Origin of the sequence: Streptomyces niveus (genome assembly GCF_001723055.1) — a bacterium.
In the GTDB taxonomy this organism is placed as follows: Bacteria; Actinomycetota; Actinomycetes; order Streptomycetales; family Streptomycetaceae; genus Streptomyces; species Streptomyces niveus.
The window spans coordinates 1-14406 of the sequence record NZ_MDCR01000197.1 but is presented as its reverse complement, the minus strand read 5'-3'; the positions used below and the strand labels follow the sequence as shown (position 1 = coordinate 14406).

At 71.4% G+C, this 14406-nt stretch carries 15 protein-coding genes and 2 pseudogenes; 5 read left to right on the top strand and 12 right to left on the bottom strand.

Annotated elements, in window-relative coordinates; translation table 11 throughout:
- Positions 1–31 precede the first annotated feature (31 nt).
- From BHU15_RS42310 to BHU15_RS22875, 4 genes and pseudogenes are all read left to right on the top strand, one after another.
- Positions 32–433: pseudogene (locus BHU15_RS42310) on the top strand (ATP-binding cassette domain-containing protein); the annotation flags it as partial.
- A gap of 171 nt (positions 434–604) precedes the next feature.
- Positions 605–1346 (top strand): annotated as a pseudogene (locus BHU15_RS42305) (ATP-binding cassette domain-containing protein); the annotation flags it as partial.
- Positions 1347–1580: 234 nt separating this feature from the next.
- Positions 1581–1979 carry an RNA-binding S4 domain-containing protein gene (locus BHU15_RS22880; protein ID WP_023540130.1) on the top strand — a complete coding sequence of 133 codons (399 nt, stop codon included), beginning with the start codon at positions 1581–1583 and terminating at the stop codon, positions 1977–1979.
- A 94-nt stretch (positions 1980–2073) separates the two neighbouring features.
- Positions 2074–2484 carry an ATP-binding protein gene (locus tag BHU15_RS22875; RefSeq protein ID WP_023540129.1) on the top strand — a complete coding sequence of 137 codons (411 nt, stop codon included), beginning with the start codon at positions 2074–2076 and terminating at the stop codon, positions 2482–2484.
- A gap of 30 nt (positions 2485–2514) precedes the next feature.
- Here the strand turns inward: BHU15_RS22875 and BHU15_RS22870 are convergent, their stop codons facing one another.
- Positions 2515–4503, bottom strand: a complete 1989-nt coding sequence (locus tag BHU15_RS22870; protein WP_247748432.1) for an FUSC family protein — start codon at positions 4501–4503, stop codon at positions 2515–2517.
- A gap of 87 nt (positions 4504–4590) precedes the next feature.
- Between BHU15_RS22870 and BHU15_RS22865 the strand changes: the two genes are divergently transcribed.
- On the top strand, positions 4591–5073 hold the full coding sequence (locus tag BHU15_RS22865; RefSeq protein WP_255293186.1) for a hypothetical protein: 483 nt from the start codon (positions 4591–4593) through the stop codon (positions 5071–5073).
- Positions 5074–5086: 13 nt separating this feature from the next.
- On the opposite strand, the gene BHU15_RS22860 is transcribed toward BHU15_RS22865, so the two are convergent.
- From BHU15_RS22860 to BHU15_RS22820, 11 genes are all read right to left on the bottom strand, one after another.
- Positions 5087–5887 (bottom strand): MerR family transcriptional regulator, encoded by an 801-nt coding sequence (locus BHU15_RS22860; RefSeq protein WP_079128313.1) that lies wholly within the window; start codon positions 5885–5887, stop codon positions 5087–5089.
- Positions 5888–5897: 10 nt separating this feature from the next.
- Positions 5898–6788: a DUF2268 domain-containing putative Zn-dependent protease gene (locus BHU15_RS22855; protein WP_069628913.1), complete on the bottom strand. Its 891-nt coding sequence runs from the start codon at positions 6786–6788 to the stop codon at positions 5898–5900.
- An 89-nt stretch (positions 6789–6877) separates the two neighbouring features.
- A complete protein-coding gene (locus BHU15_RS22850) occupies positions 6878–8062 on the bottom strand; it encodes an rRNA adenine N-6-methyltransferase family protein (protein ID WP_255293185.1) in 1185 nt (394 codons plus the stop codon).
- Positions 8059–8196 carry a hypothetical protein gene (locus BHU15_RS40280; RefSeq protein WP_167756091.1) on the bottom strand — a complete coding sequence of 46 codons (138 nt, stop codon included), beginning with the start codon at positions 8194–8196 and terminating at the stop codon, positions 8059–8061. Before BHU15_RS40280 ends, BHU15_RS22850 begins: the two co-directional genes overlap by 4 nt.
- Positions 8197–8324: 128 nt before the next feature.
- The gene (locus BHU15_RS22845) at positions 8325–9176 is read right to left on the bottom strand and encodes a helix-turn-helix domain-containing protein (protein WP_069628912.1); all 852 of its coding nucleotides are present in this window, start codon (positions 9174–9176) and stop codon (positions 8325–8327) included.
- A gap of 16 nt (positions 9177–9192) precedes the next feature.
- Positions 9193–9714 carry a DUF6879 family protein gene (locus BHU15_RS22840; protein ID WP_069628911.1) on the bottom strand — a complete coding sequence of 174 codons (522 nt, stop codon included), beginning with the start codon at positions 9712–9714 and terminating at the stop codon, positions 9193–9195.
- Complete coding sequence (locus BHU15_RS38490) at positions 9686–9976, bottom strand: hypothetical protein (protein WP_438284977.1); 291 nt, start codon at positions 9974–9976, stop codon at positions 9686–9688. Before BHU15_RS38490 ends, BHU15_RS22840 begins: the two co-directional genes overlap by 29 nt.
- 306 nt (positions 9977–10282) lie before the next feature.
- The gene (locus tag BHU15_RS22835) at positions 10283–11032 is read right to left on the bottom strand and encodes a hypothetical protein (RefSeq protein ID WP_135064734.1); all 750 of its coding nucleotides are present in this window, start codon (positions 11030–11032) and stop codon (positions 10283–10285) included.
- Positions 11033–11116: 84 nt separating this feature from the next.
- Entirely contained in the window at positions 11117–11755 is a 639-nt protein-coding gene (locus BHU15_RS22830; protein ID WP_069628909.1) for a hypothetical protein, read from the bottom strand.
- Between the two features lie 12 nt (positions 11756–11767).
- Entirely contained in the window at positions 11768–13231 is a 1464-nt protein-coding gene (locus BHU15_RS22825) for an alpha/beta hydrolase (protein WP_069628908.1), read from the bottom strand.
- Between the two features lie 173 nt (positions 13232–13404).
- A partial coding sequence (locus BHU15_RS22820; protein ID WP_141726862.1) for a tetratricopeptide repeat protein occupies positions 13405–14406 on the bottom strand: 1002 nt, incomplete at its 5' end.

Sequence of the window (14406 nt, the reverse complement as noted above, 5' to 3'; positions counted from 1 at the left end):
CAACGGCACCGGCAAGACCACGCTTCTCCAGCTGCTGGCCGGCGCACTGCGCCCCTCCGGCGGCTCGGTCACCGTCGGCGGCAGCCTCGCCTACCTGCCGCAGAACATCACCCTCGACACCGCGCTCCGCGTCGACCAGGCACTCGGCGTCGCGGAGCGCCGCGCGGCGGTTCGCGCCATCGAGAGCGGAGACGTACGCGAGGAACACTTCGAGACGGTCGGCGAGGACTGGGACGTCGAGGAACGCGCCGTCGCCATGCTCGGCTCCCTCGGGCTCGGCGCGATCGACCTGGACCGCACCGTCGGCGAGATCTCCGGCGGCGAGACGGTCCTGCTGCGCCTGGCCGCGCTGCTCCTGGAGCGCCCCGACGTCCTGCTGCTCGACGAGCCGACGAACAACCTCGACCTGCCGGCCCGCGACCGGCTCTACGAAGCCGTCGACTCCTGGCGCTCCGGCGTACTCGTCGTCGTCAGCCACGACCGTGAACTGCTGGAGCGCGTCGACCGGATCGCGGAGCTGCGCTCCGGCTCGGTGAACTGGTACGGGGGCGGCTGGTCCGCGTACGAGGAGGCCCTGGCCACCGAACAGGAGGCGGCGGGCCGCATGCTGCGCACCGCCGAGGCCGATGTACGGCGCCAGAAGCGCGAGTTGGAGGAGACCCAGATCAAGAACGCGCGCCGCCAGCGCCAGGACAAGAAACTCAACGCGCAGCGCAAGGCGTCCCGGATCGTCGCGGGCGGACTCAAGCGTGCCGCGCAGGAGTCGGCGGGCAAGTCGCGCGTCCTGGCGGAGGAGCGGCTGAGCGACGCGCGCGAGCGGCGCGAGGAGGCGGCGGACGCGATCCGCGACGACGACGAGATCCGGGTGAGCCTGCCCCGTACCGCCGTGCCCGCGGGCCGTACGGTGCTGGCCCTGACCGAGGTACGGCCCCGTTTCGGGCGGCTGCGGGAAGGGACGCTCGACGTACGCGGCCCGGAACGGATCGCTCTCGTCGGGCGCAACGGCTCCGGCAAGACGACCCTGCTGCGTACTCTCACCGGGGACCTCGCGCCGCTGTCGGGCGAGGCGAAGACCTTCGTACCGACGCGGTTCCTGCCGCAGCGTCTCGACGTGCTCGACCCGGAGTTGAGCATCGCGGCGAACGTCGCCCGCCTGGCACCCGGCACCACCGACAACCACATCCGCTCGCAACTCGCGCGCTTCCTCTTCAAGGGCGCGCGGGCCGAGCAGCTCGCCGGGACGCTCTCGGGCGGCGAACGCTTCCGCGCGGCACTCGCGGCGATGCTGCTCGCCGCGCCCGCCCCGCAACTGCTGATGCTGGACGAGCCGACGAACAGCCTCGACATCGCGAGCGTGCGGCAGTTGACGGGGGCGCTGGAGTCGTACGAGGGCGCTCTCCTGATCGCGAGCCACGATCTGCCGTTCCTCGAATCGGTGGGGATCACCCGCTGGCTGGTGGTCGGGGAGGAGCTGCGGGAGACGTCGGCGGACGAGGTGCGCGACGCGCTGTCCGGTGCGGAACCGCAGGAGACGCCCGACGAGCCGGACGAGCCCGACGACAGGCCCTAAGCTCGGGAGCATGGCTGCTGCCGAGACTCACGCCGGGACCGGGGACCAGGGCACCGTACGCGCCGACGTCTGGATCTGGTCGGTGCGGCTGACCAAGACCCGGTCCCAGGCGGCGTCCGCGTGCCGCGCGGGCCACGTCCGCGTCAACGGGGAGCGGGTCAAACCCGCGTACGCGATCAAGCCGGGTGACGAGATCCGGCTGCGGCACGCGGAGCGCGAGCGGGTCGTCGTGCTCACGCGTGTCGTACGCAAACGGGTGGGCGCCCCGGTGGCCGTCCAGTGCTACGTGGACAACAGCCCGCCGCCCCCGCCCCGCGAGTTCGCGGGTCCGGTGGCGGTGCGGGAGCGCGGCGCCGGGCGCCCGACGAAGCGGGAACGGCGCGTGCTGGACGAGCTCCAGGGGCACTGACGCCAAGGCGGCACGGAAGCCCGAAGCGTAACCGCGCACAGTCACCTCGTGGGCACGGAAAGTAAAAGTCGTTGTCGTGGGGAAGGTCATCTCCATGAACCACGACTGTGACCAGCACCTGAGGCTCCGCCTCCCCCGCCACCCCCGCAGCGTCGCCCGTGCCAGGGAGGCGCTGTGGGGGCTGATGAGCGCGCCGGGCGACCGGGACCTGCCGGGGGACCTGGGTGACACGGCGGCTCTGCTGCTGTCGGAGTTGGTCACCAACGCGCTGCGGCACGGGTCGCCGCCCGGCCGGGAGATCGTGGTGACCGTGCACCGGGCGGACGGGCTGCTGCGGCTGGAGGTCGAGGACGCGGGCGACTCGCTGCCCCGGCCGCGTACGCCCGACCCCATCGACGAGTGCGGGCGCGGACTGGCGCTGGTCGCGGCGCTCGCGGACGACTGGGGGGTGGCGCCGAGGCAGGGGCCGGGCAAGCGGGTCTGGGTGACGCTGAAGGCACCTTGAGGGCGGGAGTGGCCGCCGCGGCCTTACGCGTCACCGGCGCTGGGACGTGATCGCCTGCGCCGACCGCAGCTCCTGCCGCAGCGGCGCCAGCACCCCCTTCTCGTCGTCGGCCGCCGACCACCCCTTGCGTACGTCCACCAGCACGACACTGGAGCGCACCCGCGCCGCCAGCTCCCGCAACTGCCTCTCCGCGTCGGCGATCTCGGCCGCGCCCGGCGGCGGCGCCCCGTGGTTGACGCGCACCCGCGCCGCCGTCGTCGCGTCGATGATCCGTTCCAGGGCCACGACCAGCGGCCACCACGCGGCGGCGCGCGCTCCGGTGGGCGGCGGCTCGGTGAGGGCGCGCTGGAACTCGCTGCGTACGACGGACAGATCGCGGTAGATCTTGCGCCGGCGGCGTACGCGCTCGGCCTGTGTCGCGGCCGGGTCGCCCTCCGGGCCGCCCTCCGTGGGGCCGAAGGCGTACGTCAGATAGTTCGCCGTGTCGTCGACGGCGTCCGCCAGCCGGTCGCCGATCCGGGTGTGCCAGCTCTCCGGCCAGAGCAGATAACCCGCCACGAGCGCGATCGCGCAGCCGATGAGACTGTCCACGAGCCGGGGCACGACCAGCGCGAACCCCTCGTGGTTGAGCACGTCCGACAGCAGCAGGATCACGGGCGTGATGGCCGCCGTCTGGAAGCCGTAACTCTTCGCGGAGACAGCCGGGATGCACGCGGCGAGCACCACCAGCACCGGCACGTCCCACCAGCCGCGCTGCACGTGCGACAGCACGGCGGCGGCCACGACGAGCCCGCCGGCCGTACCGAGCGCGCGCAGCACGGCGCGTGAGAAGACCGAGCCGAAGTCCGGTTTGAGGACGAAGGTGACGGTGAGGGCGACCCAGTACGAGCGCGGGACGTCGATCAGCGAGACCAGACACTGCGCGAGACCGATGCAGAGCGCGAGGCGCAGCCCGTAACGCCAGGACGCCTCGCTGAACAGCACGTCGCGTCCGGCGCGCCGGATCCGCACACCGAGCGCGGCGGGGCGGCCGAGGCGGTCGTCGACGTTGTACGGGTCGGGGTCGGCCTTGTGCACGACGGCCGCGGCGCGCCGCAGCGCGACGTCGACGGCGCGCTCGGAGGGGGTGCGGGGGGCCGGCAGGTCCAGGTCGGCGTCGCCGAGCCTGCTCTCCTCGACGGCCTGGGCCAACTCCCGTACGGCGGCCGGGATCGCGTCCGGCAGCGGGCGGCGCCGCAGCTGCGCGGCGGGCGCGGCCTCGACGAGCGGGATGAGCACGTTGAGCTGCGACAGCAGCCGTACGAGGGGGCCCCGTCTGCCGTGGTCGCGGGCGCGGCGGGCGAGGACGAGGTCGTACGCCTTGTTCAGCGCCTCGGTGACGGCCTGCCGCTTCGCGTCGTAGTCGCCGTCCTCCCGCGCCGCGGACTCCAGCAGGTCGGCGCAGGCGCGGTAGGCGTCGGCGACGGCGGTCCGTTCCGCGATCCGGCCCCGGAACGGCCAGCCGAGCAGCGACAGCAGCAGCACGAACAGCCCGCCGCAGGCGAGCAGCAGCGGGCCCACCCACCAGGGGTCGGGCAGCGGGAGACCGGCGCCGACGACGGCGTTGATCAGCAGAAGCAGCCCGGCGACGGAGGCCACCGCGCCGATCGAGGAGATCATCCCGGAGACGAGCGCGACGAGGGTCAGCGCGCCGACGGCGAGCCAGCCCCGGTCGAGGACGAGGCTGCCGAGGGTCAGGCCGAGTGCGCCGAGGAGCTGGGGGATCGCGATGTTCAGTATCCGCAGCCGGTAGGCGTCGGCGGTGTCGCTGATCACGCCGTACAGGGCGCCCATGGCGGCGAGGGCGCCGTAGGCGGGCCTGTCGTACGCGAGCCCCACGGCGAGCGGTGTGGCGAGCGCGACGGAGGCGCGGACGACGGCGGCCCAGGGGATGGGGGCGGCTTTCGGGCGCAGACCGCTGAGCAGCCACTCGGGAGGCGCGAGCCGGGCCGTCGGCCGGGCGGGGCGGGGAGGGATCACGGTGGCCACAGTGACGTATGGGGGGCGCGGCTGTCAGCCCTGGCCGGTCCCGGCCGGCGTCCGAGTTGCCGGGGAACGGTGGCGGGTGTGCCCTGGAAGAGGGGCGGCGAGCGGGAGGAGTTCTCGGCCATGGCCACACAGGCACCGACGTCCAGGCACACGACCGGCCCACGGCACGCGCGCCCGTCGCGTCTCTCCGGTCTCTCCGGGCGCGGGAGGCTCCCGTTCCCCCTGCACACCATCGCGGTGCCGGTCACGCTGGGCATCCTCTACGGCGTCTGGGCCCCGTTCATCCAGCGCCACGGGAACCCGCTCAACGCACTCCAGATCACCCTCGGCGTGGTCTCCGGTCTGGTGCTGGCCATCCTGGTCTTCCTGCTGATGCGCATGCCCAGGACGATCCAGCCCGAGCTGCGGGCCACGGCGTTCGGCGTGGTGGCCGGGGTGTCCGTGGGCTTCCTGCACAGCCTCACGTACGCGAGCGTGCTGCGGTCGTCGGGGATCGGTCTCGCGGTGGGCGGGGCGGCGGCGATCGCGACGTTCTACTTCTTCCACACGCGCGAGAAATGAGCGGGTACCACCCTCACTCCCACTCGGCGCTCTCCGGGTCGACACCATGGCGCGCGGCGTTGGCGAAGATCACGTCGCGCAGCCAGGTCGTGAGGCCCGGCGCGAGTCCGTCGTAGAACGCGGTGTAGCCGGCGTCGCCGACGTACATCCGCCCGAGGCACGCGTGCATGGAGTGCGTGCAGTCGAAGTACGTCGAGATCGACGCGCGGTGCCGCTCGGCGAGGGCGTTCGCCTCGTCCGAGCCGGGCGCCACACCTGCGCGCCCGGCGGCGGCGAGGCTCGTGTGCAGGGCGTCGGTCGCGGCGGTGACGTCCCGCCAGTCGTCCGGTGTCATCGCGGCGGCCCGCTCCGCGTACTGCGCCCACTGGGCGCTGTCCCCCCACCGGGCCTCGGCCTCGTCCACCCAGGCGGGCTGCCAGTCGTCACCGAAGATCGCGACCTGCTCCGCCGGGCTGAGGCGGATGCCGGGCTTCGACACCTCCAGCATGCGGTCGACCGCGCCGAGCGTCTTCTGGAGGCGGGCGATACGGTCCGCGAGCTGTGAGCGCTGCCGGCGCAGATGGTCGCGGGCGTCGGCGGCAGGATCGTCCAGGATCCGGGCGATCTCGGCCAGCGGGAAGCCGAGTTCGCGGTAGACGAGGACACGGTGGATCCGGGCGATGTCGTCGCCCGAGTACAGGCGGTGGGCGGCCCAGGTGCGGGCGCCGGGCCGGACGAGACCGATCGTGTCCCAGTGGTGCAGGGTCTTCACGCTGACGCCGACGAGCGCGGCGGTACGGCCGACGGAGAGGCCGTCGGCGTCTTTCGTCACCATCCCCCGCACCCTACGCAGCGGTCGGCACCCCCGCGTTCGCGAGGATCTCCCGCGCCGGCAGCGCGACGCTCCCGGCGGCGGTCAGACCACTGGCCGCCAGGTACGCGTCCACGATCCGCAGACCGACCGCGTACCCGGCGAAGTCCGGCAGCCCGACGGGCTCGTACCCCAGATCCCGCGCGCTGCCGTCGCCGAACACGTACGCGGGCAGATTCGGCATCCCCGCCACGTCGACGGCGGCGGTGATCTTCGCGTACGCCTCGTCCCTTCGCGCACCGCTCAGCCCGGTCGACCACGGCCCCATGGCCTCCTCGCCCGCCAACTCCCGTATGAACGCCTCGGCCAGCCCTTCGGCCACGACGTGCTCGCCGACCGTGACGGTCGCGGGATTCCACTCGACGTTGGCGTACCGCACGTTGTGGTGCAGCTCGTGCGCGGCGGCGTACCCGATCTTGGCGAGGCTGGTCGCGTTGGGCCACATCGTCAGCAGGATCGCGCCCGGGAAACCGCCCATGCCGAAGTACCCGGCACTGCGGACCGTGAGGTGCTCGTCGTCGGGATTCCCGAGGGTGAGGACGACATGCACGGTCCCGGCACGGCCGACCCCCGGTGCCTCCCCGCTCAGCCGCTCGCCCGCGGCGGCGAGACAACTCTCCATCCGCCCCCATACGTCGGCGTCCCGCATCTCCCGGAGGGCGGCCTGCAGGCGCGGATCGTCACGGTCGATCGGGAAGCCACTGCCCGTCTGATGCGTCCGGACCGTGTCCATCTCCCCCAGCACGGGGGCCAGTACGTCCTCGATCGGCCTGAGCATCTCCCGCAACGCGTCGGCCCGCCGTGCCACGGGTCGCCGCAGGAGATCCTCCATGGCGGATGCGGTGTCGTGAACAACAATCTTCATGGGGCGTGACGCTAGGACCTCCTGTTACGGGAGGAGCAAGCCCGCCGACGAGCATCCAGACCTACCGGTGGTCGCGCCCGCAGGCGGAGTCAGACCGCGCGGCGGCGCAGAGGCACAGGCTGGTCCGGGGAGTCGAGCCATACGTGTTCACCGTCGTTGGCCACGGTGAGTCCGAAGCGCGCGAATCCGGGTCGGCCTCGCTGGTCCCACCAGTGCCAAGCGGTCTCCAACTCGTCCCAGAGCCTTCGCGGACCGGACTGGACGACGGGGTATTCGGTGTGCCCCTTCGCGTAGTCCGCGGTCGCCCAGGACGTGACACCCGTGTCCATGAGCCACAGCCGGTACGCGCCGTTCTCGCCCCAGTCGACGCGGCAGAACAGGTCCGGGACCTGAACACCGATGGCGAACATGTGGACCCACTCGCCCACGTCGTCCGGCGACAGCGTGGTCTCGGACCGCACACCCGCTGCGGGCCACTCGTGGCCGTCCAGAAATGACCTTGTAGGCGGGAGCTCTTTGCGCTGGACGCTCATGCGCATGAACGCGGACGACCCGACGAACGAACCACTGGCGGAACCGTCCTCGGCGACCGTGAGGCGGGCGACCGCCTCGCCGCCGTACGTCGGCCCCCACGGGGTCACGATGATGCCGCCGCTCACAGTCTGTTCCCGCCACGCGGCGGGGACGCTGCCCACGGAACAGGTGGCGATCAGCCGGTCGTACGGGGCGCGCTCGGCGTAGCCCTCTGCCCCGTTGCCGACATGCACCAACGGGTGCAGTCCGCCGAGCGTCAGCCGGTTGCGGGCATCCTCGGCGGTCCGGGGGTCGACTTCCACGGACACCACGTGGTCGGCACCAAGACGCTGCGACAGGAGAGCGGCGTTCCAGCCTGTGCCGGTTCCGATCTCCAACACCTCCTGCCCCTCCCGGATGTTCAACGCGTCGAGCATCGTGAACACCATGGTGGGCATGGAGTTGGAACTGGTCGGGGTCCGGCCTGTCTTGGGCCCGGTGTACTCGCCGTGGTCCCACTGCGTGGTGATCGGCGCGTCCCGATAGACGGCTTTCCACCACAAGTCCGGTTGTCCCTCCAGGGTCACTCGGTCGTCCTGTCGGTTCGCACCCGCGCGCCCTGGCCAGATGGTGTCCGGCACGAACTGGTGCCGGGGGGCCGCTTCAAAGGCGGGGAGCCAATCGCTCTTGAGCGCACCCGACCGCAGGAGTGCGGAGGCGAGCCGCTTGGGGCCCGCCTCCATCAGTTCGTGTTCGGTCACTTGCCGTCCGCCGGTTCCTGGCCGTCGTTGGTGTTGCCGCCTTCGTCGGATCCTCCGCCACCGTGCTTGTTCCCGCTGTCGCTGTCGTCCTGCGGGTTGCCGCCGGTCGCCTTGGTCAGCCACCACTCGCGCATGTGCGGTACCTCCTTAGTCGAACGGGCGGGGACTGGCCTGGCTGTTCCGCCCCCGCTGTTCCGATGCCAACAACGCTAGGGAGTAGGGAGCTTCAACCCTCAGTGAGTTCCGAAGAGTTCCACAAGCGTCATCCCAAAGCGTTCACAGCAGAAGTGATCAGAGCACGCGCGTCCGCTCCATGGACGGCCAGCCGGGAGAACTCGCCGAACGCCTTGAGGTACTGACGAACTTCGCTTGGGACCGCCACGTTCACCCGTGCTGTCAGCAGCTCCGCTTCGGCTTGCTCCTCGTCGTACACCGTGAACGTCTCGATCATCCACATACGGCGTTCGGCGGTGAATGGGATCACCCCGAGAGAGATCGAGGGGAACGTCATCGCGGACAGCAAGTAACCCAGTTGGCCCGCCATGGTCTCGGCATCGCCCACGCGGTGCCGCAGGACGGATTCCTCTATCACCAGGGCGAACCGGCGTTGCCCTCGGCGTACCACACTCGCCGACCGATCCAGCCGCGCCTCGACGGCTGCCGTCACGTCGTCGGGGGTCTCATGGAACTCGCTGATGGAACGCAGCAACGCGGAGGCGTAGGCGTGTGTCTGCAGGACTCCGGGGACTACGTTGGCGCAGTAGGTTCGGAACACGTTGGTTCGCTCGTACAACGGGATGTACGACTCCTGAAGCTGCTTCAGCCCGGAGCGCTGGACCCTGCGCCACTCGACGTACATGTCGTCGGCGGAACGAGTGGCAGCGATCAAGTCGGCTGCCTGATCATCGGCGCCACAAGCGTGGCACCACGCCTTGATGTCCGCTGGTGACGGGGGTGTTACGGCGTTCTCGAGGCGAGACACCTTGGACTTGTACCAACCAGCACTGACGGCCAGCACATGGCCGGACATGCCCGCGTCCTTACGGATCTCGCGCAGCCGGTCGGCGACGGCCTTACGGGCAGCTTGAACGCTGGACGAGGGGGACGCGGGCATGCGTTGATTCGGTCCGTCAGATCCGGTAGTCCTGGTGCGGGATCGCACGCTCCCATACGGCCTCGAACGCACTGCCGCACAGCTTGGCCACGTCAGGTCGCTCGTCCAACTCCGGGCCGGCGGAACCACCCTCGCCGGTGAAGTGGTTCCACATGATCAAGTGCTCGTCGAACAGCCAGAAGTCATTGCCCGGCAACGCCAGGTCGGATGCCGTTCGGCGGGGAAGCCAGCGGACCAGTTCACCGGCGGCAACGTTCTGGTAGGTGCAGGCGTGCTCGTACCGGATGTACTCGCTGACGGGTTCCGACACGATGCGGGCCCGCCGGAACGTTACTCCTCGCGCGGTCGCGTCACGCACCCACGTGTGGAAGTCGTTCCACCAGGTCGCCGGGTCGGAGGCCGGCCGCCAGCCGGCGCACCAGGCCTCGAACTCCGTGGCTTCCTCCCCAATCCCGTAGGAGTCGCGCAACTCAAGGTGCACAGCCGAGTGACGGGTGTTGGCCAGTAGGTCAACGAACGCCAAGTCGGTCTGCGACATCACACGCCTCCCTCAGGGCAGGCACCATGCGAATGGGCACACGCACGACGGCTTCCGCCTCGGGAATCGGACCGGTCTCGCGGCAGTGGGTCAGCAGCGCCTCTCCTGCCTTCCAACCCTGGATCACGATCTCTTCCGCTTCGTCGTCCACCCAAGCCGTAGGGCGCTGCGTGCCGTTCGTGTTGGGATCCTTCGCGATGAACCGTAGCGCCATGGCCGGTACCGCCTTCTCCCGGGTTCCGATTGGTTCCACGAGCGTCACCCCGCCGAGTCGGCACCGTCAAGACCGCCAGGCGCGGAGCCTCCGGAGGGGTGCGCCGGAGGCTCCGAGTGGGGTTGTTCGTCAGGCGAGTTCGGTCGTCTTCACGCTGGTGATGAAGGTGGTCCAGGCGCTGTGCGGGATGGCGGTACGTCTGCCACCACCCGCGCTCGGACGGCATGCTCGTCGTCCGGAAACTCGCTCCCGGGGAGACGCGAAGAGCGCCGCCCTGGTCCCCAACGTGCAGGTGCGGGCACTCGCTGTGTCCCGACGCGGGTCCCCCGGGAGCCCCGCCCGTCTTCGCCGGCGTCACCGTTGCGGCGCCTTGCCCTTCCGCCGGGTCTGCTCGGTTCGGGTGGTGGCGGGCGGTGGGGAGTACGACTGGGGATGGGCGGATCCGTAAGCCGAAGGGGGCAGGAGCGTCGACGCGGGCCAGGTGTTCTGGTGCTCGTGGGACGGGGCCTGGTCGAGCGCCGGGTGGTCCTGGGGGATCAACGCGGCTTCCGTTCCGAACTCTTGGAGGCGGGTCTGATCCTGGAGCTGGGTCTGCCACTCCTTGGCCGCCTCGTACGCGGATCCCGCGACTCCCTGCCGAAGGACCGATTTCCGGACCTTGGGACTGTCCAGGTCGAGGTAAGGATCAGCGAGGAAGGACGGCACCGATGACGCCGATGCCGACGGCCCGGTCTGCGGCACCTCCAACGGCACGACCTGCGCGGCGGCCCCGACAGCGGTCAGCCCGGCGGACTTCGGATCCACCGCGAACTTCAGACCCGTCGGCGGGACCTCCGGCCAGTCCGGCTGGAGCCGCTGATAGTCCACGTACATCTCCGCCGCCACGATCTGCGGCAGCAGAGAGTCCCGCTGGAGCCTTTTCCGGTCCCGTTCCGCCCTGTTGTGCGCCTCGCGAACCGCCGAGTCCTGCCGCTTCCTTCTGTTCCGTTCCCGCTCCTGCTTGTTGTGGTCCGCGCGAACGGCCGGGTCCTCCCGCCTTTTGCTCTCCCGCTTGCCGGCCTTCTCGCGAGCTGCCTGGTCCGTCCGGTTTCCCTCAGGAGGCATGAGTTCGGCGTCCAATCAGTTGGAGACGATCGACCAGCCGCTACTACTCCGCACACCGGCCATCGGTTCACCCGACAGACCGCGTCAGCCCGCCGCACCGTCCAGCAGCCAGTGGTACCGCAGTCGCAGCGCCCGCTCCGTACCCGCGGTCAGGGAGCCGAGCATGACCGCCGTGTTGAGCCATACCGGCAGGTCGAAGGGGGAGTTGAAGGTCCCGACCTCCGGTGGGAGCGCCGTCTCCACGAGTTGGGGGACCAGGATCGCCAGGGAGACGAGGAGCATCACCAGCGAGCAGAGGCCGATCAGCCGGCTCAGCGCCGGATGTGCCTGGTCGAGGCGTGCGCGGCGGCCCTCGGCGGAGTCGCGGTCCGGGGTGAGCTGGTGCTCGGTCCCCTCGTACGTGACGTGGTGGCAGCGCTTGAGCCCGAAGGCGCTCATCCGCACCTCCACCGTGCCGCCTTCGACGGGGAAGACGGCGGGGAGTTTGGACCGGGCGTGATGGTGGCCGTCGAGGTACAGATCGGCTCGTAGCTCGCCTGTCTCCTTGTCCCCCCAGCGGCCGACGTCGACGGTGTACACGGCCCGCCGACCGCCGGGACCCGTCAGCCGGAGATGGAACAGTACGCGGCTCACCAACTGCCACCAGCGGAAAGGCTTCAGCGGTCGTCCGTCACCGGGCTTGACGCGTGCCGCTGCGCGACGGCGGTTCCACTCCTTGAGCACGGCTCCGCTCCTCTACTCTTCCGGCTCCGCCGCGCACGCGAGGTCTCCCGCCGGGCGCTGTCCGTCGGTCAGGAAGGTCGTCACCGCGTCGTCCACGCAGCTGTTGCGGGCGAAGGGGTAGACGCCGTGCCCGCCGCCATCGGCCGTCACCATCGTGGCCCGCTGCCCGAGCGCCTGTCGCAGCTTCTTCGCGCCGGCGAGCGGCGTCCCCGGGTCGCGCTCGTTCTGCACCAGGAGCATGTTCGACGGGCCCCGGTCACCGATCTCCACCGGCGGTTCGACGCGCTCGCGCGGCCAGTACGCGCAAGGGTTGACGCTCGCCGTGGAGCCGCCCAGCATCGGGTACTTCACCCGGTCGACCGCGGCGTTGCGCTGGTAGTCCCGGATCTTCCCCGGCCAGCGGGTGTCGCCGCAGACCACGTGGAAACGGCTGGCCATGGCGTTCTCCAGGCCCGTCCGCGGCAGGGCCGTGACCGGTCGGCCGTTGTCGAGCGCCTGCCAGTTCTTGGCCAGCAGGGGCAGGGTCGCGTCGGAGTAGAGGTACTCGAACGTCATGCCGCGCAGCATCATCCCGTCGATGCCGTCGACCGGCTTCGCGTCCAGCCGCTCGACGAGTTCGTCGTACTTCGCCCTCACCTGCTCGGGCGTGCTGCCCAGCCCGTACTCCGGGCGCGCGGCGGCGAACTCCGCGAAGTCCGGGAAGCGGTCCTCCATCCCACGCGCGAACTCCCGCATCGCCGTGACGTCGTAGCCGTCGGGGCCCAGGTTGCTGTCGAGCACGATGCGGTCACCGCGCCCGGGGAACATCGCCGCGTACGCCGCACCGAGGTACGTGCCGTACGACATCCCGAGGTACGAGAGCTTCCGCTCGCCGAGCGCCGCCCGGATCCGGTCCATGTCGCGCGCGGTGTTCGCGGTGGTGGTGTGCGGCAGCATCCACGAGGTCTTCGACGTGGCGCACTGCTTGGCGATCTTCCGCGCGTGGCCCGCCTCCCGCGCGACGTCGGCGTCGGTGTGCGCGTACGGCGCGAAGTTGCCGCGCTCCTGTTGTTCCCGCGTCAGATCGCAGGTCACCGGGGTGCTGTTGCCGACTCCACGCGGGTCGAAGCCGATGATGTCGTACGAGTCCAGTACGGCCCGCGGCAGCCCCGAGGCGGCGAGATCGGCGGGGAAGCTGAGCCCGGGGCCGCCCGGACCGCCCGGATTGGTCACCAGTACGCCACGGCGCTGCGCGGGCTTCTCGCTCGCCAGGCGGGAGATCGTGAGGTCGATCCGCCGGCCGTCCGGATGCCGGTGGTCCAGGGGGACTTCGAGCGTCGCGCACTTCAGCCGGGGCGCGGTGATCGTCTCCGGGCACGACCCCCAGCGAAGGCCGGTGTCCGGCGTCGCCGCCACCGACACCCCTGGCATCACGGTCGTCGTCGCGGCCACCGCCGTGGCCGCGAGCGCGAAGGTGAGGGCGAGAGTTCTGCGCATCTGATGTCCTCCTGAGGGCGCGCGCGGGCGCGCCGGGGCGCGTGGGGGACCGGCACGGGCGGTTTCGTGGGGCTCAATCCGTGCGCGGTGGATTCCAGTGTTCTTCCGGCGTCGCCGCGCGGGCAGTGACATTCGTCATCGGTTCGGCATGAGATGTCGCATTCCCGCTGCCGTCAGTGCCTGTTGGTGCCCGCCAGCGCCTCGTCCGGGCTCAGCGTCGTGCCCCGCGCGAAGGCCCCCTCGAACGCACCGGTCCCCAGGGCGGTTCGGGCCGCGCGCGTGATGCGCTCGACGTCGGCGCTCTCGGCCGGCGGCAGCGGGGCGCCCGTCCGTTCCCTGGCCGCCGTCGCCGCGCCCAGCAGCAGGGCCGCCGACTCGGGGTCGCCCGCGAGGGATCGCGCGCCGGCCAGACCCTCCAGCGCGAGGGCCACGGCGCGGGGGTTGCCGGTCGCGCGGGCCGCCGTGAGGCCGTCCAGGTGGGTGCTCAGGGCCGTCGCCGCGTCGCCCCGCTGCTCGGCGACGAAGCCGAGTTCGGCGAGGACGAGTGCGTTGCCCGCCTCGGTGGACACCTCCGCGTACCAGTCACGGATACGTACGAGACGTGCCTGGGCCTCGTCGAGGGCGCCCGCGCGGCGGGCGCCGAGTGCGAGGCCGATCTCCGCGTGGATCTCACCGAACCGGTACCCCTGTTCGGCGGCCACCCGGCGGGCCCGCTCGTGCAACTCCCGCGCCCGGTCCGGCTCGCCCGTCAGCAGGGCGAGGCGGCCGAGCCCCGAGAGCCGGGTGGCGACCTCCACGTCCAGGCCCAACTCCTCGGCGATCCGCAGCCCTTCGTGGTGGAGGCGGGCCGCCTCCGCGTAGTCGCCGTCGATCGTGGCGAGCAGGGCGAGCGGCGAGACGGACTGCAACTCGCCCCAGCGGTCGCCGAGTTCTCGGAAGAGCCGCGCGCTGCGCTCCCCGTCCTCCCGCGCCCCGGCCAACTCGCCCCGGATGTGGGCGTGCACGGCCCGCCGCCCCAGGGACGCGGCGATGCCCCACCGGTCGCCCAGCGCCTCGAAGCCTTGCAGGGCAAGGGCGTTGAGGTCGTCGGCGGCGGCGACGGCCCCGGCGTTGAACAGCCCGTACGCCCCGAGCCACTGCGCCGACGCGCGCCGGCGGGGGGATTCGACGGCCGC